This is a genomic window from Pseudomonas sp. Pseusp10 (assembly GCF_059492225.1).
This window is the reverse complement of the sequence record NZ_CP168528.1, coordinates 5,148,442-5,173,017: the sequence shown is the minus strand read 5'-3', so window position 1 is coordinate 5,173,017 and position 24,576 is coordinate 5,148,442. Positions and strand designations below refer to the sequence as shown.

Below are 24,576 nucleotides of genomic sequence, written 5' to 3'. Positions count from 1 at the left end.
CGGGCAAGCCCGCTCCTACAGGGTTATGAGGTGTACCCAATATTTATGATCGGCGCAGATCAACTGTAGGAGCGGGCTTGCCCGCGAAGGGGCCAGCAGCCTCACCAAAGATTTCAAGGAAACAACCATGCTCCAACTGATCCTCGGCGGCGCTCGCTCCGGCAAGAGTCGCCTGGCTGAAAAGCTCGCCATCGACAGCGCTCTGGCCGTGACCTACATCGCCACCAGCCAGCCACTGGACGGAGAAATGAGCGAACGGGTGGCCCATCACCGCGCTCGTCGTCCTGCCGAATGGGCATTGATCGAAGAACCTGTCGAGCTGGCCCGGGTGCTGCGTGAGTCCGCCCGCGCCGACCGCTGCCTGCTGGTGGATTGCCTGACCCTGTGGCTGACCAATCTGCTGATGCTCGACGATGCCGGGCGCCTGCAAGCCGAGCGAGATGCTCTGCTGGACTGCCTGGCGTCGTTGCCGGGTGAAATCATTTTTGTCAGCAACGAGACCGGAATGGGTGTCGTGCCGCTGGGCGAGTTGACTCGCCGCTATGTCGATGAAGCCGGTTGGCTGCATCAAGCTCTGGCTGAGCGCTGTCAGCGTGTCGTTCTGACCGTCGCCGGCCTGCCCCTGACTCTGAAAGGAACTGCGTTATGACTCAATCCTGGTGGCTGAACCCGTGCAAGCCGGTCGATACCCAAGTGGTCGAACAAGCGCAGGCGCGGCAACAGCAACTGACCAAACCGGCCGGCTCCCTCGGTCAGCTGGAATCGGTGGCGGTGCAACTGGCGGGTTTGCAGGGGCGGGTCAAGCCGAGTCTGGAGCTCGTGTGGATCGCGATTTTTGCCGGTGACCATGGCGTCGTCGCCGAGGGCGTGTCGGCGTTTCCCCAGGAAGTGACCGGGCAGATGTTGCACAACTTCGTCAGCGGTGGTGCCGCGATCAGCGTGCTGGCGCGGCAAATGGGCGCTTCCCTTGAGGTGGTTGACCTTGGCACGGTGACGCCGTCGTTGAACCTGCCGGGTGTGCGCCACCTGAACGTTGGCCCGGGCACGGCCAATTTTGTACAGGGGCCGGCCATGACCGCGGCCCAGGGGCAACTTGCCCTGCAAGCCGGCCGTGACAGCGTGCAGCGGGCGATTGCCTCGGGTGCGCAGTTGTTTGTCGGTGGCGAAATGGGCATCGGTAACACCACCGCCGCCAGCGCCCTGGCGTGTGCACTGCTCGATTGCCCGGTGGGCCATTTGACCGGGCCTGGTACCGGGCTCAACGCTGACGGTGTCAGCCACAAAGCCCAGGTGATCGAGCGCGCCCTGGCATTGCATGGCGCGCAGCGTAGCGATGTCTTGCAGACGTTGTTCAACCTCGGCGGTTTTGAGATCGCCGCGCTGGTCGGTGCCTATCTCGCGTGCGCTCAAGAAGGTGTCGCGGTGCTGGTGGACGGCTTCATTTGCAGTGTCGCGGCGCTGGTTGCGGTGCGCTTGAATCCTGAGTGTCGGCAGTGGCTGTTGTTCGGGCATCGCGGCGCCGAGCCAGGGCATCGCCATGTGCTGGAAACCCTGAATGCGCAGCCGTTGCTCGATCTCGGCCTGCGTCTTGGCGAAGGCAGTGGCGCGGCATTGGCAGTACCGCTGCTGCGTCTGGCTTGCGACCTGCACGGGCAGATGGCGACCTTCGCCGAAGCCGCCGTGGCAGATCGTCCGGCATGACCTTGCGCGTGGATCTGTTGCGTCACGGTGAAACCGAACTCGGCGGCGGCTTGCGCGGCAGCATCGATGATGCGTTGACCGATACGGGCTGGGCGCAGATGCGCGCCGCCGTGATCGGGCAGGGGCCATGGGATCGGCTGGTCAGTTCGCCGTTGCAGCGTTGTGCGCGGTTTGCCGAGGAGCTCGGTGCACAACTGGGGGTGCCGGTGCATCTGGATAAAGACCTGCAGGAGTTGCATTTCGGCGCTTGGGAAGGGCAAAGCGCGGCGGCGTTGATGGAAACCGACGCGCAGGCCCTGGGGTTGTTCTGGGCCGATCCTTATTCGTTCACGCCGCCTCAGGGTGAGCCGGTTACAGCGTTTTCGTCGCGGGTGCTGGCAGCGCTGGAGCGTTTGCACTCGACCTGTGCCGGTGAGCGCATTTTGCTGATCAGCCATGGTGGTGTGATGCGTCTATTGCTGGCACAAGCGCGAGGGCTGCCGCGAGAGCAACTGCTCAACGTAGAGGTCGGGCATGGCGCGCTGTTTTCGCTGACCGTGGAGCCGACTGGCTTGTTAAAGGAAATGCGCTGACCATGCTGCCATTCTGGATCGCCCTGCAATTTCTAAGCAGTCTGCCGGTTCGCCTGCCCGGTATGCCCGAGCCTCAGGCGTTGGGGCGGTCGCTGCTGTTTTATCCGCTGGTGGGATTATTGTTTGGCGTCATTCTGTGGGCATTCAACTGGCTGCTGCTTGGCACGCCGACGTTGCTGCACGCGGCGCTGCTGCTCTGCGTTTGGGTTCTGCTCAGCGGCGGGTTGCACCTGGATGGCCTGGCCGACAGCGCCGACGCTTGGCTCGGCGGGTTTGGCGATCGTGAGCGCACGCTGACCATCATGAAAGACCCGCGTAGCGGGCCGATCGCCGTGGTGACGCTGGTGCTGGTGTTGCTGCTCAAGTTCACCGCGCTGCTGGCGCTGATCGAGCAGCCGCATTCGCTGGCATTGATCATCGTACCGTTGATAGGCCGCAGTGCGTTGCTCGGTTTGTTCTTGACCACACCCTATGTGCGCGCCGGTGGCCTGGGGCAGGCATTGGCCGATCATCTTCCGCGTTCGGCGGGCAAGCAGGTGTTGGCGGTCAGCGTGCTGGTCTGTGTGTTGATCGCAGGTATCAGCGGTCTACTGGCGGTGCTGCTGGCGGCGCTGGGGTTCGTCTGGCTGCGCCGGGTGATGCTACGGCGCCTGGGTGGTACGACGGGTGACACGGCGGGTGCGATGCTGGAGTTGCTGGAAGTTGCAGTGCTGGTAGGCTTGGCGCTGGCCTGATTGGGTTGCATTGAATGTTCCGGCCTCATCGCGAGCAAGCTCGCTCCCACATTGGAATGCGATCAACTGTGGGAGCGAGCTTGCTCGCGATAGCGATCTAACAGGCGCCACTCCCTTGTAACTTGATTTAACACACTCACGGGTATATACACGCACCATGCTCGACTCCCAATGCTTATGCATCAACCTGCGTCGCGCCGCCCGTGGCGTCAGCAGGCATTACGACGGCGCTCTCGACGGCTTCGGGATCAATGTTGCGCAGTATTCTTTACTGTGCAATCTGCAACGTCTGGATCAGCCGAGCATCTCGACCCTGGCCGAGGCCATGGGGCTTGATCGCAGCACCTTGGGGCGCAATTTGCGGGTACTGGAAGGTGAAGGCCTGGTGACACTGGTCGAGGGCGAGGACATGCGCAACCGCATCGTCCTGCTGACCGAGGCCGGGGCAGAGCGCCTGAAGGCGGCCTTGCCGGCCTGGGAAGCCGCGCAGCAGCGTTTGATCGATCGCCTGGGCGCCGAGAAGCGCGAAATCTTATTGAAGCTGCTGGACGAACTGGCGTGATGCCGGTTTTTTCGATCATAAGCGGGTATATACCCGCTACCGGAGAACAACAATGACATCGATGTGGCGTACATGTGGCTGGGTTCTGTTGGGAAGTGCGCTGATCCTTGCGTTGTCTCTGGGCGTTCGACACGGCTTCGGGCTGTTTCTGGCGCCGATGAGTGCCGAGTTCGGCTGGGGCCGTGAAGTCTTTGCCTTCGCCATTGCCCTGCAGAACCTGATCTGGGGTCTTGCCCAGCCATTCACCGGCGCCCTGGCCGACCGCTTCGGCGCGGCGAAAGTGGTGCTGATCGGTGGCGTCCTGTACGCGGCGGGGCTGATTTGCATGGGGCTCTCCGACTCGGCGGTGACCCTGTCCCTGAGTGCCGGCCTGCTGATCGGCATCGGACTGTCCGGTACGTCGTTCTCGGTGATTCTGGGTGTGGTTGGCCGCGCAGTACCGCCGGAAAAACGCAGCATGGGCATGGGGATCGCCAGTGCTGCCGGTTCGTTCGGCCAGTTCGCGATGTTGCCCGGCACACTCGGTTTGATCGGATGGCTTGGCTGGTCCGCGGCGCTGCTGGCGCTGGGCTTGCTGGTGGCGTTGATCGTGCCGCTGGTGAGCATGCTCAAGGACAAGCCGCTGCCCGTCATGGGCCACGAACAAACCCTTGGCGAAGCGCTGCGCGAAGCCTGCTCCCATTCCGGATTCTGGCTGCTGGCGTTCGGTTTTTTTGTCTGCGGATTCCAGGTGGTGTTCATCGGTGTGCACTTGCCGGCCTATCTGGTGGACCAGCATCTACCCGCCACGGTCGGCACCACGGTGCTGGCGCTGATCGGCCTGTTCAACATCTTCGGCACCTATACCGCCGGCTGGCTCGGCGGGCGCATGTCCAAGCCACGTTTGCTCACCGGTTTGTACCTGCTGCGGGCGGTGGTCATTGCGTTGTTCCTGTGGGCGCCGGTGACCACGACCACGGCCTACCTGTTCGGCATGGCCATGGGCTTCCTGTGGCTGTCGACGGTGCCCTTGACCAACGGCACGGTGGCGACCTTGTTTGGCGTGCGAAACCTGTCCATGCTCGGTGGGATTGTTTTCCTGTTTCACCAGCTCGGTTCGTTCCTGGGCGGCTGGTTGGGTGGCGTGGTGTACGATCGTACCGGCAGCTATGACTTGATCTGGCAGGTCGCGATTCTTCTCAGTCTGTTGGCTGCCGCCCTGAACTGGCCGGTGCGTGAACGGCCGGTGGAGCGTCTGCAAACACAAATGAGTGCGACATGAACAGTCTCTGGCCTCGTATCACGGTTTTCGCGGTCTTCACCTTGCTGCTTGCCCTGACGTGGTGGGGCTGGCATCAGGGCGGGCTGGCGCTTTTGCAGTTGGGCATGGGGACTTGCTAGGGGGATGGCGGGGCGAGTAACGTCGAATCCTGACGATTTCTCAAGGATGTCCAGACATGTTGATGCGCTGGCTTGCAGTTCCTGCGTTACTGGTCGCGTTCACCGGGTTGGCTCAAGCGGCAGATTGCCCGGATCTTTTGCAAGGCTCTTTGCCCAAGTTGCATGCCAGGGAATCCATCGATTTGTGCCAGCGCTTCGCCGGCAAACCGTTGGTGGTGGTCAATACCGCAAGCTTCTGTGGATTTGCTCCGCAATTCAAAAGCCTTGAGGCGCTGAACCAGCGCTTCAAGGGTCAAGGGCTGGAGGTGATTGGCGTTCCGTCCAACGACTTCAAGCAGGAGTCAAAGGATGGCGCCGAGACCGCCAAGGTCTGCTACGTCAATTATGGCGTGACCTTCACCATGACCGAGCCGCAAAAGGTTCGTGGCGAAGAGGCGACGCATTTGTTCAAAGTCCTGGCCAGTCAAGCCAGCGCGCCGAAGTGGAATTTCTATAAGTACGTGGTGGATCGCCAAGGCAAGGTGATCGCCAGTTTTTCCAGCCTGACCAAGCCGGATGATCCCGAACTCATCGCCGCGGTAGAAAAAGCCCTGGCTTCGCCACCGCTGGTTTCGGCCCCCTGACCTGTAGGAGCGAGCTTGCTCGCGAAAACCTCAAGGCGCCTCGTACATCCTGAAAGCACGCGTCATCGTTCGCGTCCATCGCGAGCAGGCTCGCTCCTACAAATGAAAAGCCCCGCCTCCGTGAGGAGAGCGGGGCTTTTTCGATTCGGATGGCGAGCGGTTCAGGCTCGCCGGGAATCATCAGAAGCGGTAGGTCGCACCGAGACCGAAACCGTTCGCGTAGTTTTCATACTCGGCGTTGTAGCTCTGGCCACGGTTGTTGCTGTTGTTGACCTTGACCGACTCTTCGTGCAGGTACGAATACGCCAGGTCGATGGTCAGGTCGTCGGTCGGGCTCCAGCCGGCGCCCACGCTGAAAATCTTGCGATCGCCAGTCGGGATGCGTGGGGAACGGTTAACGTTGTTGGTCGGTGCCTGGTCAACGGACAGACCGGTACGCAGTACCCATTGCTTGTTCAGCTGGTAGGACGCGCCAATGGCGTGAGCCCAGGTGTCGTGCCAGTTCTGTTCTTCGGTGATGGTGCCGAACTGGCCATTCAGAACAGCTGGAACGCCTTTGTTTTCAACGGTGATTTCTTTCAGGCGGCTCCAGCGGGTCCAGGTGCTGCCTGCGTAAAGAGTCCACTTGTCGTCGAGCTGGTGAGTGACCGAGAAGTCCACCGATTCAGGTGTGGTCAGGTCCAGCGTAGCGTCGTATTTCTGGTTTGGGTTCTGGCCGATCAGGCCCAGCACGTTGTAGTTGACCTTGGTGTTACCTTCGAGCTTGTACTTCACTTTCGAGTGGTAGGTCAGGCCGACGCGAGTGCTGTCGGTGGCTTGAACCAGCACGCCGATGTTGTAGCCCAGCGCAGTGTCGTCACCTGTGATCTTGACCTTGCCGTCTGGCGCGGCCTGGGTGATCGACAGGTTCGATTCCAGGGTACCGTCAATGCGGTTGATGGTCGGGCCGAAACCGATGGAAACCTTGTCGTTGAAGGCGTAGCTGACAGTCGGTTGCAGGGTGACGATTTTAACTTCGCTCTTGCTGCCGAAGTAACGACCGGCAAAGCCGTTCTCGTAGTCGGTTACCAGACCGAATGGTGCGTATACGCCCACACCGAAGGCCCACTGGTCGTCGATTGGCTTGACGTAGTAGCCCATGGGTACGGCGATCAATGGAACCATGTCGCCTTTGTTGGTGCCACTGTTCGGGCTGGAGCTGGCGTGGCTGATGTCAGTGTGTGCGTCGATCATCGCAACACCGCCGGTGACTTGTTCGCGCTTGATGCGCGACATGCCGGCAGGGTTGCCAAAAATTGTACTTGCGTCATCGGCAGAGGAAGATCGCCCGGCAAAACCCGTACCCATCCCGCTGATGCTTTGTTCGTTAACGGCAAAGCCACTTGCGAAAATCTGGGTGGATGCCATGGCAACGGCGAGACTGATGGTGGTTTTGAGCATTACTTTTTTCATTATTAGAACTCCTGGTGATCACCGGGGCGAAAATTACCAACATTTTCGTCCCGGCGCCATAGCCTGTATGCCTTGATTTAGAGCGGTTTTGTAGGACAATCCGACCAAAATCGCGGCGTGATGCGCGAACTTTGGATCCAGAGGGATCAGCAGGCTACCTGATTCAAGGGTGAAACACAGGTTTGCCAGGCGCAGGTGAAGTCACGCAGACGCCCTTGGGGCTGAAAGGTCTGGCGCCAGATTCTGGCCATACCTAACAAGTCATCAGGGGCGGGGAGGGGGGTATTCTGTTCTTCCACCAGCAGCCAGGCGATGGCTGTGGCGTAACGCAGGTTGACGGTCAGTTCGAGGTGCGGGCCACTCAGAAACGCATGCTGGCTGGCCAGGCCGCGGACCAGGCTCGCACGTTCCGGATCAAGGGCCAGGTAATGGTCCCAAAGGGCCTGGTGGCGGGGCTCGGCAATGCGGTACAGGCCGTGCCCGCGGCGGTCATGCAGGGCGGAACCGAGGGCAGACTGGCTGGCGGCAATGCCCAGCAGCAGGGATTCGGCAGTAGCGCTATGACGTCCGAGGTAGATCAGGGTCGGACGAATCACGTAGCGGCACAGTTCGCTGGCAGCGATACCCATAAAACCCTCGAAACCTGAAATGGACGGCGATACCTGAAAGAGGGGCTTGGCAGCAGTGAATCGACTCAGGCTCGCCGCAAGCGGGTCAAGCCGCTTGAGTTGAAGTGTAGTGTCATATTCGCGCTGTAAAGGCCTGTTTTTAAAATATTTCCAGCGATCAGTTATAACCGTTATATCGGATCGTGCTTAGTCGTGGTTCGAGGGGGGAGGGAAACATCGGGCAATAAAAAGCCCTGCTTTTCGGGCAGGGCTTTCGGGTTTCCAGCCTTTCTGGCGTTTCAGGCAATCAGTGCCTGACGGGTACGCTCGATCACGGCCTGCAGCGGCTCGGCGCTGGAGTATTGATCGGGGTACAGGCGTTCGCTGTGACGAGCGATACCGTGTTCGTTGACCAGGGTGAAGCTGAAGCAGCCTTTGCGAGCGGCCATGATCAGGCAGTTCATTGGAGCAAAAGCGTTGGTTAGGGTGCGGATGGCATCCTGAGTGTGGATTTGAGTAGACATTAATGGTGTTCCTGCATATGACACGGATAAGAACCGTGCAACGTTAAAACGTTCCAGTAACGTCGATCACCATTGATCGAACGAAGAACCCGACTGGAACAAAGCAGCCAGTTTGAAGCGCTGACAAGTTGGCGCGCTTGGGCTGGCAGGTAGGTACTTAGGAGGGCAGGCAACACATCAAGGGCAAAGGTTCTGGGCCCGGGGTGAAGATCCTGATCAATTTGCAGGTTGGTTCGAGCAGAGTAAGCAGACGGAGCAACACCCTTTGCTTTCGATTCAAAGGTTGTGTTGGCGCAAGATTTACCTGGAAACCATCGAGGTGGTCGATCCCGCTTGTTCGGTGGAGGCTTCCGTCGGGAAGGCTGACCGGGGGGATTTGTTCGACCAGAATTGACTTTCAGCTTGGTACTAACGCCGCGGATACTAACGGATTGAACTGGCCAAGGGAAGTGTGTTAGCAAAAAGAATTTCCCGGCAGGTGCTCAATCGGGGTGTTTTTGCCTTGTAGATAAGCGTATGAAGCTGCGCTGCCTCCGATTGATACGCCCTGTAGCAGAGCAAAATCCGACCATCGGTCATCGACGTTGGTAGCAACGCAGCCGTCTAAACACCGGGTTTGCCAAGGCTTATCCCCAGGCGTGACAAAAAAATGCGCCGAAAAAGTGCATGGATATAACCGTCGCAAAGGCACTTGTGCACATTAGTTGCGCAGTCTGTCACCCCGCTGTCATCTCACGTTCAAGCGCAATGGCTGCCTGTAACGAAAATTTAAGTCAATGAAAAACATCGCTTTTTTTTACTGGTGAAAAAATCGTCAGTTTGACTGCGAGCCCCATTCCACAGGGCTTTGAGCGGGTTCGAGGGCGGTTGTCCACTGAGTTATCCACAGCTTCTGTGGATTGTCCCGAGCGCTTGCTCTAGCACGGGCGTGCCGGGATATTTTCAGCTTTACCTGTAAGAAAAAGAGAGTAAAGTTGCGCGCCTTCTGATCTGCCCCACAGTGCTTTATGAAGTTTCGCTCAGCCCCTGTTTCCTCTTCCTCCACAATACCCTCTGTTGCCCCTACCAAGCGCTTTTCCATGCGCGTGGCGGAGTGGCTGTTGGACAGTCCGCATCTGGGTGAAAACCGTAACGTCAAACACATCGCCGGACGTTTGCTCAAGCAACCGGCCCGTGAAGGCGTGGTGGCTGCGCAAAGCCGCCTTGGCCAGTTGATGTGCCGGGAGTGCGGGAACGCCCTGGACCGCCGGATCGGCCAGGACCTGCTGCGTCAGGCCGCTCGGGCAGGCGATCGCCGCGCTCAACAGGAACTGGGGCTGATCGAAGACTGAGCTGTCCAAGACCGGACGCCTTGGTTAACCTTCAGGCTTTATCCGAATGGCAGGAGTGGCTATGGCAATGGACTTGACCAGCGTATTGCTGGGGCTGGCAGCGGCTGCGTTGCCGTTGCTGGTTTTGGCCTGGCAACTTCAGCGTCGGGCCAGCACCACGCAAGCGGACGTTGCACTGCTGCAGGAGCGCCTGGCCATGGCGCAACTGGCGCAGGACGGATTGAATGCACAGCTCGAATCCAGCCGTGATGAAGTCGCTGATCTGACCCAGGCCAATGCCGCCAAACTGGCTGATCTGGCTGCGCTGCGTCGTGAAGTCGAACTGCTGCAGATCGAGCGCGACGACGCCCGGGACGCCGCCCATGCGTGGAATATCGAGCGCGCCGGCAAGGAAGCCGAATTGCGCCGCCTGGATGCCCAGGCCGCGTCGCTCAACGCCGAATTGCGCGAGCAACAGGACAGTCACCAGCAACGCCTCAACGACCTGCAAGGTTCGCGAGACGAACTGCGGGCGCAGTTTGCTGAACTGGCGGGAAAAATCTTTGATGAGCGCGAGCAGCGTTTTGCCGAAACCAGTCAACAGCGTCTGGGGCAGTTGCTCGATCCACTCAAGGAGCGCATCCAGTCCTTCGAAAAGCGTGTCGAGGAAAGCTATCAGAACGAGGCTCGCGAGCGATTCTCCCTGGCCAAGGAACTGGAGCGCCTGCAGCAGTTGAATCTGCGCTTGAGCGATGAAGCTACCAACCTGACCCGAGCCTTGAAAGGGCAGAAGACCCAGGGCAATTGGGGCGAACTGATTCTTGAGCGTGTGCTTGAGCATGCGGGGCTGGAGAAGGGTCGCGAGTACCAGACTCAGGTCAATCTCAAGGGACCGGACGGCGAGCGCTTCCAGCCGGACGTGATCATTTACCTGCCGGGCGACAAGCAGGTGGTGGTCGACTCCAAGGTCAGCCTGACGGCCTATCAGCAATACGTCGCGGCTGAGGACGAGGCCATCGGCCAGATCGCCATCAAGCAGCACGTGCTGTCGTTGCGCAATCACGTCAAAGGCCTGGCCGGCAAGGATTACAAACGCCTCGATGGCTTGCACAGCCTGGATTTCGTGTTGCTCTTCGTGCCGATCGAAGCGGCGTTTTCTGCCGCGTTGCAGGCTGAGCCAACGCTGTTCCAGGAGGCATTCGATCGCAACATCGTGATCGTCAGCCCTACCACGTTGCTGGCGACTCTGCGCGTCATCGACAGCCTGTGGAAGCAGGAGCGCCAGAGCCAGAATGCCCGGGAAATCGCCGAACGGGCCGGGTGGCTGTACGACAAGTTTGTGCTGTTCATCCAGGACCTGGATGAAGTCGGCAATCGCCTGCAGCAGCTGGACAAAGCCTACAGTTCGGCACGCAACAAACTGACAGAAGGGCGTGGCAACCTGGTCAGTCGCAGTGAACAGCTCAAGCTGCTGGGGGCAAGGGCGAGCAAGAGCCTGCCGGCGGATTTGCTGGAGCGGGCGATGACGGATGTCGATGGGTTGGTCGAGTTACCGGAATAGCTGAAAAGCATCGCGAGCAAGCTCGCTCCCACAGTTGACCGCGTACCCCCTGTGGGAGCGAGCTTGCTCGCGATGACGGCAGTCGCACCACCGCAAAGGTCAAACCTTGCGCGTTACAACGGCAAATACCGACTCAACAACGCCCGCAACGCCGCTGGTTTCACCGGTTTGGCCAGGTAATCCAGCCCCGCGGCATGCACCTGGTCGACCGTCTCCGGCCGGCCATCGGCGCTGATCACCACCCCCGGAACCGGCTCGCCCATTTGCGTGCGCAACCAGGCCATCAAATCGGTTCCGGTCTCGCCATGATCGAGGTGGTAATCCACCAGCGCCAATTGCGGGCGTACGCCTTCGCCCAGCAGCGTTGCGCATTCCTCGCGATTGCGCGCGGTCCAGACCTGGCAGCCCCAGCGACTGAGCAAGCTGTTCATGCCGATCAGGATGCTGTCCTCGTTGTCGATACACAGCACCTGTGCCCCATTGAGCAATTTGCCATTGAGCTCGGCGACTTTGACCGGCGCTGCGGTTTGCGCCCGGGCCAGCGGCACGCTGACGCTGAACACGCTACCGCGTCCCGGCCAGGAGCGTACGCGCAAGGTATGGCCGAGCACGCGACAGAGCCCGTCGGCAATCGCCAGCCCCAGGCCGAGGCCTTTTTCGGCCCGGGTCTGGTGACTGTCGAGGCGCTTGAACTCTTCGAAAATCACCTGTCGTTTATCTTCCGGGATACCCGGCCCACGGTCCCAGACTTCCAGGCTCAATGCTTCCTTATGCCGGCGAACCCCTAGTAGCACAGGGCCTTTGGCGTAGCGGAAGGCGTTGGTCAGGAAGTTCTGCAAGATCCGCCGCAACAGTTTGATGTCGCTGTCGATACGTAGCCTGCTGCCCCGGACGCGGAACTCCAGCCCTTGTTCCCGGGCCAGTACCTTGAATTCGGCGCCGAGGGTGTCGAACAATTCATTTAGCGCGAACGGCTTGGCATCCGGATTGATCTTGCCGTTTTCCAGGCGGGAAATATCCAGCAAGTCACTGATCAGGTCCTCAGCTGAACGCAGTGAGCTGTCCAGATGCCGCACCAGTTTTTGCGCCTCCTCGGACAAGCCTTCCTCCTGATGGGTCAGGGCTGCGGAAAACAGTCGAGCAGCGTTCAAAGGTTGCATCAAGTCATGGCTGACGGCCGTCAGGAATCGGGTTTTCGACTGATTGGCCGCTTCGGCGGTGCCCTTGGCTTCGGTCAGGGCCACGTTGAGCTGCGACAGTTCATGGGTACGTTCCGCCACCCGCTGCTCCAGGCCCTCGTTAGCTTCGGTCAGCGCGTATTCGGCTTCGCGGAACGGGGTGATGTCGGTGAAACTCATGACGAAGCCGCCGCCCGGCATCGGGTTGCCGATCAGTTCGATCACCCGGCCGTTGGGGAACAAGCGTTCGGAAGTATGCGCTCGTCCCTGACGCATCCAGTGCAGGCGACGGGCGACGTGCACTTCGGCTTCACCGGGGCCGCACAGGCCACGCTCGGCGTTGTAGCGGATGATATCGGCAATCGGCCGACCGACGCTGATCAAGCCGTCCGGGTAGTTGAACAGCTCCAGGTAGCGCCGGTTCCAGGCCACCAGTTTCAGCGACTGGTCGACCACGCTGATGCCCTGGGTAATGTTTTCGATGGCGCCTTGTAGCAACGCTCGATTGAATTGCAGGACTTCAGAGGCTTCGTCGGCGATCCGTACGACGTCCTCCAGTTGCATCTCCCGACCTTCGATGGCGGCTTTTACCACCGCGCGGGTCGAAGAGGCACCGAGCACACCGGCCAGCAGGCGTTCGGTATGGGCGATCCATTCACCGTCGGCGTTCTGGTTCGGGTTGAAACCTTTGCCCTGGCGATAGGCAAAACGGATGAAGCTCTGACGGGCGCGTTCTTCGCCGACGAAGCGAGCCGCCAGTTGCAGCAGGTCGTCGATCTGTACCGCCAGCATCGAGCGTGCGCTAGGGCGGGCGCTGATTTCCTGGCCGATGAAGCGGCCTGCCTGCCAGTGCTCGGAAACCCGGGTGCGGGACAGTACCGAGACCCAGGCAAACAGCGTGAAGTTGCCGGCCAGCGACAGCACTACGCCCTGGGTCAGCGGGGTGATTGGCAGGTTCAGTGGATTGCTGTGCAACCAGGCCAGCCCCGGGAATGTACTCAAGGACAGGCCGAGGCTGAGGGCGGCAATCGGCAGGATCAAGGTGTAGAACCACAGGAACGTGCCCGCGGCGAGACCAGCGAAAACGCCCCGGCGGTTGGCCTGTTTCCAGTACAGCGCACCGAGCATGGCGGGGGCCAGTTGGGTCACGGCGGCAAAGGCAATCTGGCCAATGGTCGCCAGGCTGGCGGTCGAGCCCAGCAGGCGGTAACTGACGTAGGCCAGCAGCAGAATGACCACGATGCTGACGCGGCGTACCGACAACATCCACTGGCGGAACACTTCGAACGGGCGCTCGGCGTTATTGCGACGTAGCAACCACGGCAACAGCATGTCGTTGGAAACCATGGTCGACAGCGCCACGCTGGCCACAATCACCATGCCGGTGGCCGCCGATGCGCCACCGATAAACGCCAGCAGGGCCAATGCCGGATGCGCCTGGGCCAGAGGCAGGCTGATGACGAACGAGTCCGGCAACACCGAGCTGGGCAGCAGCATCTGGCCGGCCAGCGCGATCGGCACGACAAACAATGCGGCGAGGGCGAGGTAGGCCGGAAATACCCATTTGGCCAAGCGCAGGTCCTGGGGCTCGATGTTCTCGACAACGGTCACGTGAAACTGCCGCGGCAAGCAAATGATCGCCATCATCGCGACACCGGTCTGCACCACCATCGACGGCCAGTTGATGGTTTCCTTCCAGTACTGTTCGAGTCGCGGCGCCAGCATGGCCTGGTCGAACAGGTCGTCGAAACCATCGTACAGGCCGTAGGTCACGAAGGCGCCGACGGCGAGAAACGCGAACAGCTTGACCAGTGATTCGAAGGCAATGGCCAACACCATGCCGCGGTGGTGTTCCGTGGCGTCGAGGTTGCGGGTACCGAAGACAATAGTGAACAGTGCCAATACCAGTGACACGATCAGTGCGGTGTCCTGGGCGCGGGTGCCCATGGCGTCGGCACCGGCGCCGATCAGCAGGTTCACGCCGAGCACAATGCCCTTGAGTTGCAGCGCGATGTAGGGCAGCACGCCGACCAGGCAAATCAGCGCCACCACCACCGCCAATGACTGGGATTTGCCATAGCGCGCGGCGATGAAGTCGGCGATGGAGGTGATGTTCTCCTGTTTGCTGATCATCACCATTTTTTGCAGGACCCACGGCGCGCCGACCAGCAACAGGATCGGCCCGAGGTAGATCGGCAGAAACGACCAGAGCTGTTCGGCGGCCTGGCCCACTGCGCCGAAGAAGGTCCAACTGGTGCAATAGACCGCCAGCGACAGGCTGTACACCCAGGCCCGCACACGCGGCGGCAAGGGCGCGCTGCGACGGTCGCCATAGAAGGCGATGGCGAACATGATGGCCATATAGGCCAGGGCAACGGCGGCAATCAACCCGCTGGACAGCGACATGGGAACTCCAGACAAAAGACACCCGGACCTCCCGCCCGGACAGACAGTCTCGCACGACCGCCAGCGTTAGTCAGTGTCGACCAAGGTCGTGGCGTGGCGGGGTGTCGCAGGTGGATTTGCAGTGTCTGGACTGGCCCCATCGTCGGAACGCCGCCCGGACCAAGCTCGCTCCCACATTTGCCCTGTGTTCGCCGCCCCCTGTGGGAGCGAGCTTGGTCCGGGCGGCGTTCCGACGATGGGGGCCTCACTGACTGAATGCGATCTCGATCAACCGATGCAACTCTTCACCCTCAAGCGGCGCCTCGGAAAACAGGATGCGAAACACCGTCGGAGCGGCGATCAGATTGATCAGCCGATCGACACTGGGCTTTGGCTCATCCGGATAGCGATCCAGAATCGTCTGCAACTGCCCGGCAATAATAGTCGCGCAGTAACTTGGCTTGAGAGCCGCCTGTACGTCGCGCAGCATGTTGCGACCAGGTTCGGAGCTCATTTCGTCCAGGTACTGTTCGGCCCAGGCTCGAATATCGCCGCGCAGGCTGCCGGTGTGGGTGGGGTTGTTGTCGGGCTGCATACGGGCGAGGGCGACGTCGGCCAGCAGCGCCGACAAATCACCCCAGCGACGATAGATGGTCGAGGGTGTAACGCCTGCGCGCGCAGCAATTTGCGGCACGGTCAGGCTCGCGCGATCCTGCTCCTCGAGGAGTTGACGCACGGCCGAATGAATCGACTCTTGTACCCGTGCGCTGCGTCCGCCCGGGCGTAAGGTGGGAGCTGTCATTCTGGGTTTCCTGTAAAAGCCATGCCTGGGACCTTAACACAAAGAATTTGCTTTAAGAGGGATCCAGTAGCACACTCCGCAAAAGCAAAAAGTTAGCTTTTGCGGAGCGCGCCTATGTCCAGTTCTCAATCAAACCGTGCCAGTCTGTGGTTTCTCGCCGTTACCTTGCTCAGTTTCCTGGCGGCCTCCACCGCGCCGACGCCGCTGTATCACCTGTATCAGGAGCAGATGCAGTTTTCGGCCGCGACCTTGACCCTGATTTTTGCCGTCTACGCCCTCAGTCTGTTGGCGGCGTTGCTGACGGTCGGATCGCTGTCGGATTACCTGGGGCGCAAACCGGTGATTTTCACAGCGGTGGTGCTGAACGTCCTGGCGATGCTGCTGTTTATCTACGCCGATAGCGTTGCATGGCTGATCAGTGCCCGGGTGCTGCAAGGTTTTGCCACCGGCATGGCTACCGCGGTGCTGGGCGCAACGCTACTGGATACCGACCGCGAACGGGGGCCGCTGGTCAATAGCGTTGCACCGTTGACCGGTATGGCCATTGGCGGGTTGGGCTGCGGTGCGTTAGCCGAATTCGCCCCGGCGCCGTTGCATCTGACGTTCTGGCTGCTGCTGGCATTGTTTGTGATGCAGGCGTTGTATGTCTGGCGCTTGCCGGAACGCGTCTCGCGGCAGGCCGGGGTTTGGGCCTCATTGCGACCTACTCTGCATGTGCCGCTGCAAGCGCGCTCCACTTTGTGGCGGGTGCTGCCGCTCAATACTGCCCTGTGGGCTCTCGGCGGTTTCTACGCTTCCCTGGCGCCTTCGTTGGTGCGCACGGCCACGGGCTCGACCTCGAACATGATTGGCGGGGCGACCGTTGCCGCCTTGACGTTGACCGGTGCGCTGATGATTTACAGCATGCGCAACCGACCCGCCGGCAAGGCGTTATTATTGGGCGCCAGCATGATGCCAACGGGTGTCGTGCTGATTTTGCTGGGTGTGCACAGTGCCAGCCTGCTGCTGTTCTTCCTTGGCACCCTGGTCGCAGGGTGTGGTTTCGGCTCCGGTTTTCTTGGCACCTTGCGTAGCCTGGTGCCGCTGGCCTTGCCCCATGAGCGTGCCGGGCTGGTATCGGCGTATTACGCGCTCAGCTATCTCGCCTTCTGCCTGCCATCGTTACTGGCCGGGAACCTGAGCCGAACCCTCGGTTTGGTGGCGACCGTCGACGGTTATGGCGCGGTGTTGATACTTCTGGCCCTTGGCGCTTTGGCAGGTTTGATGCGCCCGCGTTCAGACAGGGCATGTGAGGCCAGTTCCTGATTAAATATCTATGTAATAGATAACATATAGAGATATTACCCGTTATATAGATATTCTATTCGGATCTAACATGGGCTCTACCTCACGAGAGGACAGGAGTTCGCCATGACATGCGCCAATAGCATCAAGCCCGGAATCAAACCGTTCAGTCACCTGCAGCACCCACGCGAAGTGATCCGCCAGTTCACTCCCAACTGGTTCGCGGCCACCATGGGTACCGGCGTGCTGGCGTTGGCACTGGCGCAATTGCCGGTCGCCATGCCCGCCTTGCACGCCTTTGCCGAAGCCCTCTGGCTGTTCAATATCGTGCTGTTTCTGCTGTTTACGGCGCTATACACGGCGCGTTGGGTACTGTTTTTCGACGAAGCGCGGCGGATTTTCGGCCACTCCACGGTTTCGATGTTTTTCGGCACCATCCCCATGGGCCTGGCGACCATCATCAATGGCTTCCTGGTATTCGGCCTGCCGCGCTGGGGCGAAGGGGTGATTTCGCTGGCCGAGGTGCTGTGGTGGCTGGATGTGGTCATGTCGCTGGCCTGCGGCGTGCTGATCCCCTACATGATGTTCACCCGTCAGGAGCACAGCATCGACCAGATGACCGCCGTCTGGCTGTTGCCGGTGGTCGCGGCGGAAGTGGCGGCCGCCAGCGGTGGTCTGTTGGCGCCGCATTTGGCCGACGCTCATTCGCAACTGGTGGTGCTGGTGACCAGCTACGTGCTCTGGGCTTTTTCCCTGCCGGTGGCCTTCAGCATCCTGACCATTCTGTTGCTGCGCATGGCCCTGCATAAACTGCCCCACGAAAACATGGCCGCCTCGAGCTGGCTGGCCCTTGGCCCGATCGGCACCGGTGCGTTGGGCATGCTGGTGCTGGGCGGCGATGCACCGCTCATCTTCTCCGCCAATGGTCTGCCGGGAGTCGGTGAAATTGCGGCAGGATTGGGGCTGGTGGCCGGCATCACCCTGTGGGGTTTCGGCCTGTGGTGGATGCTGATGGCGCTGCTGATTACCGTGCGCTACTTGCGTGCCGGCATTCCGTTCAATCTCGGCTGGTGGGGCTTTACCTTTCCGTTGGGCGTCTATTCTCTAGCGACATTGAAACTGGCCAGCACCTTGAACCTGACGTTTTTCAATGTGTTTGGCTGTGTGCTGGTGGCGTTGCTGGCGGTGATGTGGCTGATTGTCGGCAAGCGCACCGTGCTGGGCGCCTGGCGGGGCGAGCTGTTTGTCTCGCCGTGCATTGCCGGATTGAAGAAATAACCGGCAAAGATTAGGTAAGGTGTGGCCTGAATCGAGTTTCGATACTCCAATTACAGTATCCAGGCCACTCTCTACATAATCAGGGACACATGGAAGATGAGTCACCCCTCACAGTTCACCTTGTTGCGTACCCGGCGCTTCCTGCCGTTCTTCATTACCCAGTCCCTTGGGGCGTTCAACGACAACCTGTTCAAGCAGTCGCTGATCCTGGCCATTTTGTACAAGCTGACCATTGAGGGCGACCGCTCTATCTGGGTCAACCTGTGTGCGCTGCTGTTCATTCTGCCATTTTTCCTGTTCTCGGCCCTGGCCGGGCAATTCGGGGAAAAATTCGCCAAGGATGCGCTGATCCGCCTGATCAAGCTTGGGGAAATCGCCATCATGGCGGTCGGCGCCGTCGGCTTCCTGTTCGATCACCTGTCGCTGATGCTGGTGGCGCTGTTCGCCATGGGCACCCATTCGGCGCTGTTCGGGCCGGTGAAATATTCGATCCTGCCGCAAGCCTTGCATGAAGATGAGCTGGTGGGTGGCAACGGCCTGGTGGAAATGGGCACCTTCCTGGCGATCCTTGCCGGCACCATTGGCGCCGGGGTCATGATGTCTTCGGCGCATTACGCACCGGTGGTGTCCACGGCGATCATCGGCATTGCCGTGCTCGGCTACCTGGCCAGTCGCAGCATTCCCCGCGCGGCGGCCGCCACGCCGCAATTGCGCCTGAACTGGAACATCTTCAGTCAGTCCTGGGCCACGTTGAAACTGGGCCTGGGGCAAACGCCGGCGGTGTCACGTTCGATTGTCGGCAACTCGTGGTTCTGGTTTGTCGGGGCGATTTATCTGACGCAGATCCCGGCCTATGCCAAGGAGTGGATGCACGGCGACGAAACCGTGGTGACGCTGATTCTGACGGTGTTCTCGGTCGGCATCGCATTGGGTTCGATGCTGTGCGAGAGGCTCTCAGGGCGCAAAGTCGAGATCGGACTGGTGCCGTTCGGATCGTTCGGCCTGACCGTATTCGGTCTGCTGCTGTGGTGGCATTCCGGCTCAATACCGGACAGCGCCGCCGGCCATGGCTGGATCGAAATCCTCGGTTTTGGCCACGCCTGGCTGGTGTTGCTCGACATCCTCGGCCTGGGCGTCTTCGGTGGTTTCTACATCGTGCCGCTGTACGCGCTGATCCAGTCACGCACGGCGGAGAACGAGCGGGCGCGGGTGATTGCCGCCAACAACATCCTCAATGCGTTGTTCATGGTGGTGTCGGCGATTGTCTCGATCGTCTTGCTGAGTGTGGCCAAACTGTCGATCCCGCAGCTGTTCCTGGTGGTGTCGTTGCTGAACATCGGCGTCAACGCCTACATCTTCAAGATCGTCCCCGAGTTCACCATGCGTTTCATGATCTGGCTGCTCAGCCATTCCATGTACCGCGTCGAGCACCGCAATCTGGACTTGATCCCCGAAGAAGGCGCAGCGTTACTGGTGTGCAACCACGTGTCATTCGTCGATGCCTTGCTGATTGGCGGCGCGGTGCGTCGGCCGATTCGCTTCGTGATGTATTACAAGATCTACAACCTGCCGGTGCTGAACTTCATCTTCCGTACCGCGGGGACGATTCCTATCGCGGGGCGTCATGAAGACATCCAGATCTACGAAAAGGCCTTCACGCGCATTGCCCGGTATCTGAAGGACGGTGAACTGGTGTGCATCTTCCCCGAGGGTAAATTGACCGCCGATGGCGAGATCAATGAGTTCAAGGGCGGGTTGACGCGGATTCTCGAAGAGACGCCGGTGCCGGTGATTCCATTGGCCTTGCAGGGGTTGTGGGGGAGTTTCTTCAGCCGCGATCCGGGCAAGGGGCTGTTTCATCGCCTGTGGTCGCGAGTGACGTTGGTGGCGGGGCCGGCGGTGGCGTTTGAAGTGGCAGAGCCGGCGAAGTTGCAGGCATTGGTGGGGGAGTTGCGCGGGGCAGTTAGATAGCCGCTGGTTGTGCTGGCCTCATCGCGGGCAAGCCCGCTCCCACAATAATCGCAGGTGTACACAAAATGTGTGATTCACCTCCGGCCCTGTGGGAGCGAGCTTGCTCGCGATGGCGGTCTGAAAATCAGGCGCTGACCTTGAGCCCGACCAATCCGCTAATGATCAACGCCACACTCGCCAGCCTCACCAGCGCCATCGACTCGCCAAACAGAATGATCCCGGCGATCACCGTGCCAACGGCGCCGACACCGGTCCAGATCGCATAGGCCGTACCCAGAGGCAGTTCCTTCATTGCAAGGCCGAGCAAGCCAAGGCTGATAGCCATGGCCGTAACGGTCAACACAGTGGGGAGCGGGCGGGTGAAGCCGTCGGTGTACTTGAGGCCGACGGCCCAGCCCACTTCGAACAGGCCGGCGAAAAACAGAATGATCCAGGACATGAAGACCTCCATCGTCTGACGGGGTCGTCCCCAGATTAATGACTCGATCGAGCCGCGAGGTCGTCCTCGCGATGGGCAATATAGTGCCCAGCATTAACCCGGGGATCAAGTTTTCAGATCAAGATCGCGGATCAAGATCGCGAGTCAGTCACTGACCTGTTGCGCCGCTATTTCCCGATCCTGCTTTTCACTCATACGGCGGAAATACGTGGAGAGCAATGCCCCGGAAATATTGTGCCAGACACTGAACAATGCACTTGGCACTGCCGCCAGTGGCGAGAAGTGCGCACTGGCCAACGCGGCACCCAATCCGGAGTTCTGCATGCCGACTTCCAGGGCCAGGGACTTGCGCTGGGCCAGAGGCAGCTTGAACAGGCGCCCGGTGAAGTAACCCAGCAGGTAGCCAAAGCTGTTGTGCAGCATGACCACGGCCATGATCAACAGGCCCGACTCGGCAATCTTCGCCTGGCTGGCGGCGACGACTGCCGTGACGATGATCACGATGCTGACCACCGACACCAGCGGTAAAACGTCCACCGCATGACGGACTTTGTTGCCGAGCAACCGTTGGGCAACCACGCCCAGCACGATCGGCAGCAACACCACTTGCAGGATCGACCAGAACAACTCCATGAACGACACCGGCAACCAGGCCGAGGCCAGCAGCCAGATCAGCGCCGGCGTCAGCAGTGGAGCGAGGAGGGTGGTGACGGCGGCGATGGCCACCGACAGCGCCAGGTCGCCACGGGCCAGCCAGGTCATCACGTTCGACGAGGTGCCGCTTGGGCAGCAGCCGACCAGAATCACGCCGACGGCGATTTCCGGCGGCAAATGGAACACCTGGCAGAGCAACCACGCCACGCCCGGCATGATCACGAAATGTGCAACCACGCCCAGAGCCACGCGCCAGGGATGGCGAGCGACTTCGGCGAAGTCTTCGAGCTTGAGGGTCAGGCCCATGCCGAACATCACCAGCCCGAGCAAGGGCACGATGGCGCCTTTGAGGCCGAGGAACCACGCCGGCTGCAGAAACGCCACGACAGCGAAAATCAGTACCCAGTAAGCGAAGGTGTTGCCGACAAAACGACTCAATGCAGCCAGTGCGCGCATGGCCTGATCCTTGTTTTAAGTGACGCTACAAAACCCCTGTAGGAGCGAGCTTGCTCGCGATGGTGTGTCAGACAAAGAGGGGCGACTGACACACCATCGCGAGCAAGCTCGCTCCTACAGAAGAGATCGCTAGCCTTTAGATCCCCTGCGGAGTCTCTTCACCACCCAGCGCTTCAACCAGCGCCGGCAGGAAGTCGCCGAAGGTCAGCATCATCAGGGTGAAGCTGGCGTCCAGTTGGCCCAGGGCTTCGTCGCCGCCATCCTGTTCCGCCTGGTCTTGCAGCAGGTCTTCGAACTTCAGGCGCTTGACCACCATCTTGTCGTCGAGGACGAATGACAGTTTGTCCTGCCAGGCCAGGGACAGCTGAGTGACCACTTTGCCGGTGCTCAGGTGCAACTGGATTTCTTCGCTGGTCAGGTCTTGACGCTTGCAACGCACAATGCCGCCGTCTTCGTGGGTGTCGCGCAGTTCGCACTCGTCCAGTACAAAGAAATCGTCCGCGGCTTTCTGCGTGGTGACCCACTCGGTCATGGTAGCGGTCGGGGACATTTTCACGGTCAGCGGACGCACCGGCAGGGTGCCGATCACTTCGCGCAAGGTCGACAGCAAGTCTTCGGCGCGTTTCGGGCTGGCCGAGTTGACCAGGATCAGACCCTGTTTCGGCGCGATGGCAGCAAAGGTCGACGAGCGGCGGATAAAGGCACGAGGCAGGAAGGCCTGGATGATTTCATCCTTGATTTGATCGCGTTCCTTCTTATAGACCTTGCGCATTTGCTCGGCTTCGATCTCTTCGACCTTTTCCTTGACCGCGTCACGCACGACGCTGCCCGGCAAAATACGTTCTTCCTTGCGGGCGGACACCAGCAGGAAGTCACCACTGACGTGCACCAGCGGCGCATCTTCGCCTTTGCCGAACGGCGCGACGAAACCGTAGGTGGTCAACTCCTGGCTTGCACATGGACGCGCCAGTTTGGTGGCCAGTGCAGTTTCCAACGCCTCGGCATCAACAGGCAGATCTTGGGTCAGGCGATAGATAAGCAGGTTTTTGAACCACATGGGGTGAGTCTCTCCTTTATACAAAGGGGGGCATTATTGTCTTCGCCGTGCCATAGGCCAACCTTTCTCTAAGCCTTTGGAAGGCCTGAGAAAATTATTTTAAAAAGTGCTTGCCAGAGGTTGGGTCGCTCCGTAGAATGCGCGCCACACCGAAGCGAAGGGTGATTAGCTCAGCTGGGAGAGCGTCTGCCTTACAAGCAGAATGTCGGCGGTTCGATCCCGTCATCACCCACCATTCGTTTTCAGTGTTACGCGCAGCGGTAGTTCAGTCGGTTAGAATACCGGCCTGTCACGCCGGGGGTCGCGGGTTCGAGTCCCGTCCGCTGCGCCATATTCGGTAACCTGGAACACTGAACGCCAGGTCGCCACGGAAAAGCCCGCTGATGCGGGCTTTTTTCTGTCTCAAGTTTGACTGTTGTTCCTGTGGGTTGCATCGTTTCACCGGTTTTTAGATTTTTTTGAAAAAACTTCAAATAAATCAACACTTTATAAAAACCTGTGGCATAATGTGCCCCGCAACGAAGGTAAAGGGTGATTAGCTCAGCTGGGAGAGCGTCTGCCTTACAAGCAGAATGTCGGCGGTTCGATCCCGTCATCACCCACCACTTTCAACGCTACGCGCAGCGGTAGTTCAGTCGGTTAGAATACCGGCCTGTCACGCCGGGGGTCGCGGGTTCGAGTCCCGTCCGCTGCGCCATATTCGGTAACCTGGAACACTGAACGCCAGGTCACCACAGAAAGCCCGCCTTGTGCGGGCTTTTTGCTGTCCGGGATTTGGCTTTCCTCGCTCCCTGTAGGAGCGAGCCAGCTCGCGAAGGACGTTAACGATAACGCGTAATTTCAGATGCCCAGCGGCGCCCATGGTTTTTTCGCGAGCAAGCTCGCTCCTACAGTCCGGCATTGCGGGCGTGACGGTAGTCGCTGACGGCTTCATACACGGCTTTGCGCAGGCGATTGATCCCGCCGATGGGGCGGTGTGCCTCGATACCGAACCAGGGATTGAATGACTGGTTGTCGCATTGCAGGTTCAGCACCGGTGTATCGAAGTCCTGCGCCGGCACATTGATCCGTGCCACGGTCTCGAAGGGCGCATCGCTCTCGCGCCACTCAATGCTGGTGTCTTCAATCGGCATGTACTTGTTGGCGTCCTGTCGCTGGATTTGCAAGACGAAACACGCGGGTACCTGGTCGTTCGATAACTGTTGATTCAGCGCATTGCGCAGGAAGTTCGGCAACTTGCGATTTTGTTCCGGCGGGTTGTAGGCCGGGCAACTGCCCGGGTCGGGCATGACCCGGAACTTCGCATTGGCTTCACCGAATTTGTAGGGTGAAACCGAAAAGTACGTCGTCCGGGTTGGGCTCGATGGAGCAGGGGACAATGTTGCCAAGGCAATAAACAAGTGGCGAACTTGCCACGAGCGCGGGTCCCGGCCCGGAAAGAACGCCATCATTTTTTTACCGTCGGCCTGGGCAGCGACGTTCTGACGGTATTCGGCCACGTTACTTACAAAGAAGTTCGGATGGCTGAACATCACAAAGTCCTGTTCGCTTCGCCCCTGCTGATCGCTCAATAGTTGTTTGCCCGGAACATCGAACAGCTTGATCGCCATGCCCCGGGCATCGCGGATGCTGTCGAACTGCGGGTAGGCATTGCCATTGGACAGGCGCATCGTCGCTTGCCAGGTTTTGCCCGGCTCGCTGAACACGCCCTGGCGCAATTCGCTGGCCAGATCCGGCAACACCTGAACTTCGGCTTTGACGCAGCCGTGGGCCTTGGCATGGGCGTCACGCAGGTAGCGGGTGCTTTCACGGTGCTGATCGACGATGCGCACAGCGGTCTGGATGATGTCCTGGGTCATCGCGGCTTCATCGTCCGCAATCGACTCCTGCGCCGAGACCGGTCCGCGCTGCTGCCAGGCAAACCAGGCGCTGGCCAATGCCCAGCCAAGCACTCCAAGACCCAGCAGCCACAGCAACAGCTTGCCGAGGAAGGCGCCCAAGCGCAGCCAGAGTGTAATCAGCATGAGAGAGTCCCTTTGACTGAG

At 60.0% G+C, this 24,576-nt stretch carries 22 protein-coding genes and 4 tRNA genes; 17 read left to right on the top strand and 9 right to left on the bottom strand.

All coding sequences use genetic code 11. The features are described from left to right. Positions 1-127: 127 nt before the first annotated feature. From cobU to ACEN8Z_RS23510, 8 genes are all read left to right on the top strand, one after another. Positions 128-649, top strand: coding sequence for a bifunctional adenosylcobinamide kinase/adenosylcobinamide-phosphate guanylyltransferase (gene cobU, locus ACEN8Z_RS23545; RefSeq protein ID WP_495595842.1), 522 nt, complete (start codon positions 128-130; stop codon positions 647-649). Further along, a complete protein-coding gene (gene cobT, locus ACEN8Z_RS23540) occupies positions 646-1,701 on the top strand; it encodes a nicotinate-nucleotide--dimethylbenzimidazole phosphoribosyltransferase (RefSeq protein WP_495595841.1) in 1,056 nt (351 codons plus the stop codon). Before cobU ends, cobT begins: the two co-directional genes overlap by 4 nt. Next, on the top strand, positions 1,698-2,273 hold the full coding sequence (cobC, locus tag ACEN8Z_RS23535) for an alpha-ribazole phosphatase family protein (protein ID WP_495595840.1): 576 nt from the start codon (positions 1,698-1,700) through the stop codon (positions 2,271-2,273). The genes cobT and cobC overlap by 4 nt, the downstream gene beginning before the upstream one ends. 2 nt (positions 2,274-2,275) lie before the next feature. Then, the gene (locus tag ACEN8Z_RS23530; protein WP_495595839.1) at positions 2,276-3,007 is read left to right on the top strand and encodes an adenosylcobinamide-GDP ribazoletransferase; all 732 of its coding nucleotides are present in this window, start codon (positions 2,276-2,278) and stop codon (positions 3,005-3,007) included. A gap of 157 nt (positions 3,008-3,164) precedes the next feature. Then, positions 3,165-3,569, top strand: a complete 405-nt coding sequence (locus ACEN8Z_RS23525; RefSeq protein ID WP_007984513.1) for a MarR family winged helix-turn-helix transcriptional regulator — start codon at positions 3,165-3,167, stop codon at positions 3,567-3,569. Positions 3,570-3,621: 52 nt separating this feature from the next. Beyond that, a complete protein-coding gene (locus tag ACEN8Z_RS23520) occupies positions 3,622-4,830 on the top strand; it encodes an MFS transporter (protein WP_495595838.1) in 1,209 nt (402 codons plus the stop codon). After that, a complete protein-coding gene (locus tag ACEN8Z_RS23515) occupies positions 4,827-4,949 on the top strand; it encodes a hypothetical protein (protein ID WP_495595837.1) in 123 nt (40 codons plus the stop codon). Before ACEN8Z_RS23520 ends, ACEN8Z_RS23515 begins: the two co-directional genes overlap by 4 nt. Before the next feature lie 56 nt (positions 4,950-5,005). Further along, a complete protein-coding gene (locus tag ACEN8Z_RS23510; protein WP_495595836.1) occupies positions 5,006-5,572 on the top strand; it encodes a glutathione peroxidase in 567 nt (188 codons plus the stop codon). Between the two features lie 180 nt (positions 5,573-5,752). Here the strand turns inward: ACEN8Z_RS23510 and ACEN8Z_RS23505 are convergent, their stop codons facing one another. The 3 genes from ACEN8Z_RS23505 to ACEN8Z_RS23495 all read right to left on the bottom strand — a co-directional run bounded on the left by ACEN8Z_RS23505 (position 5,753) and on the right by ACEN8Z_RS23495 (position 8,156). After that, positions 5,753-7,024 carry an OmpP1/FadL family transporter gene (locus tag ACEN8Z_RS23505; RefSeq protein WP_495595835.1) on the bottom strand — a complete coding sequence of 424 codons (1,272 nt, stop codon included), beginning with the start codon at positions 7,022-7,024 and terminating at the stop codon, positions 5,753-5,755. Positions 7,025-7,170: 146 nt separating this feature from the next. Then, on the bottom strand, positions 7,171-7,653 hold the full coding sequence (locus tag ACEN8Z_RS23500) for a hypothetical protein (protein ID WP_007984504.1): 483 nt from the start codon (positions 7,651-7,653) through the stop codon (positions 7,171-7,173). A gap of 278 nt (positions 7,654-7,931) precedes the next feature. Further along, the gene (locus ACEN8Z_RS23495) at positions 7,932-8,156 is read right to left on the bottom strand and encodes a hypothetical protein (RefSeq protein WP_019407963.1); all 225 of its coding nucleotides are present in this window, start codon (positions 8,154-8,156) and stop codon (positions 7,932-7,934) included. Between the two features lie 1,007 nt (positions 8,157-9,163). Between ACEN8Z_RS23495 and ACEN8Z_RS23490 the strand changes: the two genes are divergently transcribed. Both ACEN8Z_RS23490 and ACEN8Z_RS23485 read left to right on the top strand, forming a co-directional pair. Further along, positions 9,164-9,487 carry a sel1 repeat family protein gene (locus tag ACEN8Z_RS23490; protein WP_495595834.1) on the top strand — a complete coding sequence of 108 codons (324 nt, stop codon included), beginning with the start codon at positions 9,164-9,166 and terminating at the stop codon, positions 9,485-9,487. A gap of 175 nt (positions 9,488-9,662) precedes the next feature. Next, positions 9,663-11,027 (top strand): DNA recombination protein RmuC, encoded by a 1,365-nt coding sequence (locus ACEN8Z_RS23485; RefSeq protein WP_495598185.1) that lies wholly within the window; start codon positions 9,663-9,665, stop codon positions 11,025-11,027. A gap of 113 nt (positions 11,028-11,140) precedes the next feature. On the opposite strand, the gene ACEN8Z_RS23480 is transcribed toward ACEN8Z_RS23485, so the two are convergent. Together ACEN8Z_RS23480 and ACEN8Z_RS23475 are read right to left on the bottom strand one after the other, a co-directional pair. Then, on the bottom strand, positions 11,141-14,611 hold the full coding sequence (locus tag ACEN8Z_RS23480) for a hybrid sensor histidine kinase/response regulator (protein ID WP_495595833.1): 3,471 nt from the start codon (positions 14,609-14,611) through the stop codon (positions 11,141-11,143). A gap of 244 nt (positions 14,612-14,855) precedes the next feature. Continuing rightward, positions 14,856-15,392 carry a TetR/AcrR family transcriptional regulator gene (locus ACEN8Z_RS23475; protein ID WP_495595832.1) on the bottom strand — a complete coding sequence of 179 codons (537 nt, stop codon included), beginning with the start codon at positions 15,390-15,392 and terminating at the stop codon, positions 14,856-14,858. Positions 15,393-15,506: 114 nt separating this feature from the next. Here ACEN8Z_RS23475 and ACEN8Z_RS23470 point away from each other — a divergent pair, with 114 nt between their 5' ends. The 3 genes from ACEN8Z_RS23470 to ACEN8Z_RS23460 all read left to right on the top strand — a co-directional run bounded on the left by ACEN8Z_RS23470 (position 15,507) and on the right by ACEN8Z_RS23460 (position 19,925). Beyond that, positions 15,507-16,697, top strand: a complete 1,191-nt coding sequence (locus tag ACEN8Z_RS23470) for an MFS transporter (protein WP_495595831.1) — start codon at positions 15,507-15,509, stop codon at positions 16,695-16,697. 105 nt (positions 16,698-16,802) lie between these two features. Next, complete coding sequence (locus ACEN8Z_RS23465; RefSeq protein WP_495595830.1) at positions 16,803-17,954, top strand: TDT family transporter; 1,152 nt, start codon at positions 16,803-16,805, stop codon at positions 17,952-17,954. A gap of 96 nt (positions 17,955-18,050) precedes the next feature. Further along, the gene (locus tag ACEN8Z_RS23460) at positions 18,051-19,925 is read left to right on the top strand and encodes an MFS transporter (RefSeq protein WP_495595829.1); all 1,875 of its coding nucleotides are present in this window, start codon (positions 18,051-18,053) and stop codon (positions 19,923-19,925) included. A 124-nt stretch (positions 19,926-20,049) separates the two neighbouring features. Here the strand turns inward: ACEN8Z_RS23460 and sugE are convergent, their stop codons facing one another. From sugE to rdgC, 3 genes are all read right to left on the bottom strand, one after another. Continuing rightward, the gene (gene sugE / locus ACEN8Z_RS23455; protein ID WP_008001227.1) at positions 20,050-20,364 is read right to left on the bottom strand and encodes a quaternary ammonium compound efflux SMR transporter SugE; all 315 of its coding nucleotides are present in this window, start codon (positions 20,362-20,364) and stop codon (positions 20,050-20,052) included. A gap of 144 nt (positions 20,365-20,508) precedes the next feature. Beyond that, the gene (locus ACEN8Z_RS23450; protein WP_008001225.1) at positions 20,509-21,474 is read right to left on the bottom strand and encodes a bile acid:sodium symporter family protein; all 966 of its coding nucleotides are present in this window, start codon (positions 21,472-21,474) and stop codon (positions 20,509-20,511) included. A gap of 136 nt (positions 21,475-21,610) precedes the next feature. Then, entirely contained in the window at positions 21,611-22,531 is a 921-nt protein-coding gene (rdgC, locus tag ACEN8Z_RS23445) for a recombination-associated protein RdgC (protein ID WP_007969735.1), read from the bottom strand. Between the two features lie 159 nt (positions 22,532-22,690). Between rdgC and ACEN8Z_RS23440 the strand changes: the two genes are divergently transcribed. The 4 genes from ACEN8Z_RS23440 to ACEN8Z_RS23425 all read left to right on the top strand — a co-directional run bounded on the left by ACEN8Z_RS23440 (position 22,691) and on the right by ACEN8Z_RS23425 (position 23,228). Continuing rightward, a tRNA-Val gene (locus ACEN8Z_RS23440) sits at positions 22,691-22,766 on the top strand. 19 nt (positions 22,767-22,785) lie between these two features. Further along, positions 22,786-22,862 (top strand) — tRNA-Asp (locus tag ACEN8Z_RS23435). A 198-nt stretch (positions 22,863-23,060) separates the two neighbouring features. After that, positions 23,061-23,136, top strand: a tRNA-Val gene (locus ACEN8Z_RS23430). Positions 23,137-23,151: 15 nt separating this feature from the next. Continuing rightward, positions 23,152-23,228 (top strand) — tRNA-Asp (locus ACEN8Z_RS23425). A gap of 190 nt (positions 23,229-23,418) precedes the next feature. Here ACEN8Z_RS23425 and ACEN8Z_RS23420 read toward each other — a convergent pair. Further along, positions 23,419-24,555, bottom strand: a complete 1,137-nt coding sequence (locus tag ACEN8Z_RS23420) for a catalase family protein (RefSeq protein ID WP_495595828.1) — start codon at positions 24,553-24,555, stop codon at positions 23,419-23,421. Between the last annotated feature and the right edge of the window lie 21 nt (positions 24,556-24,576).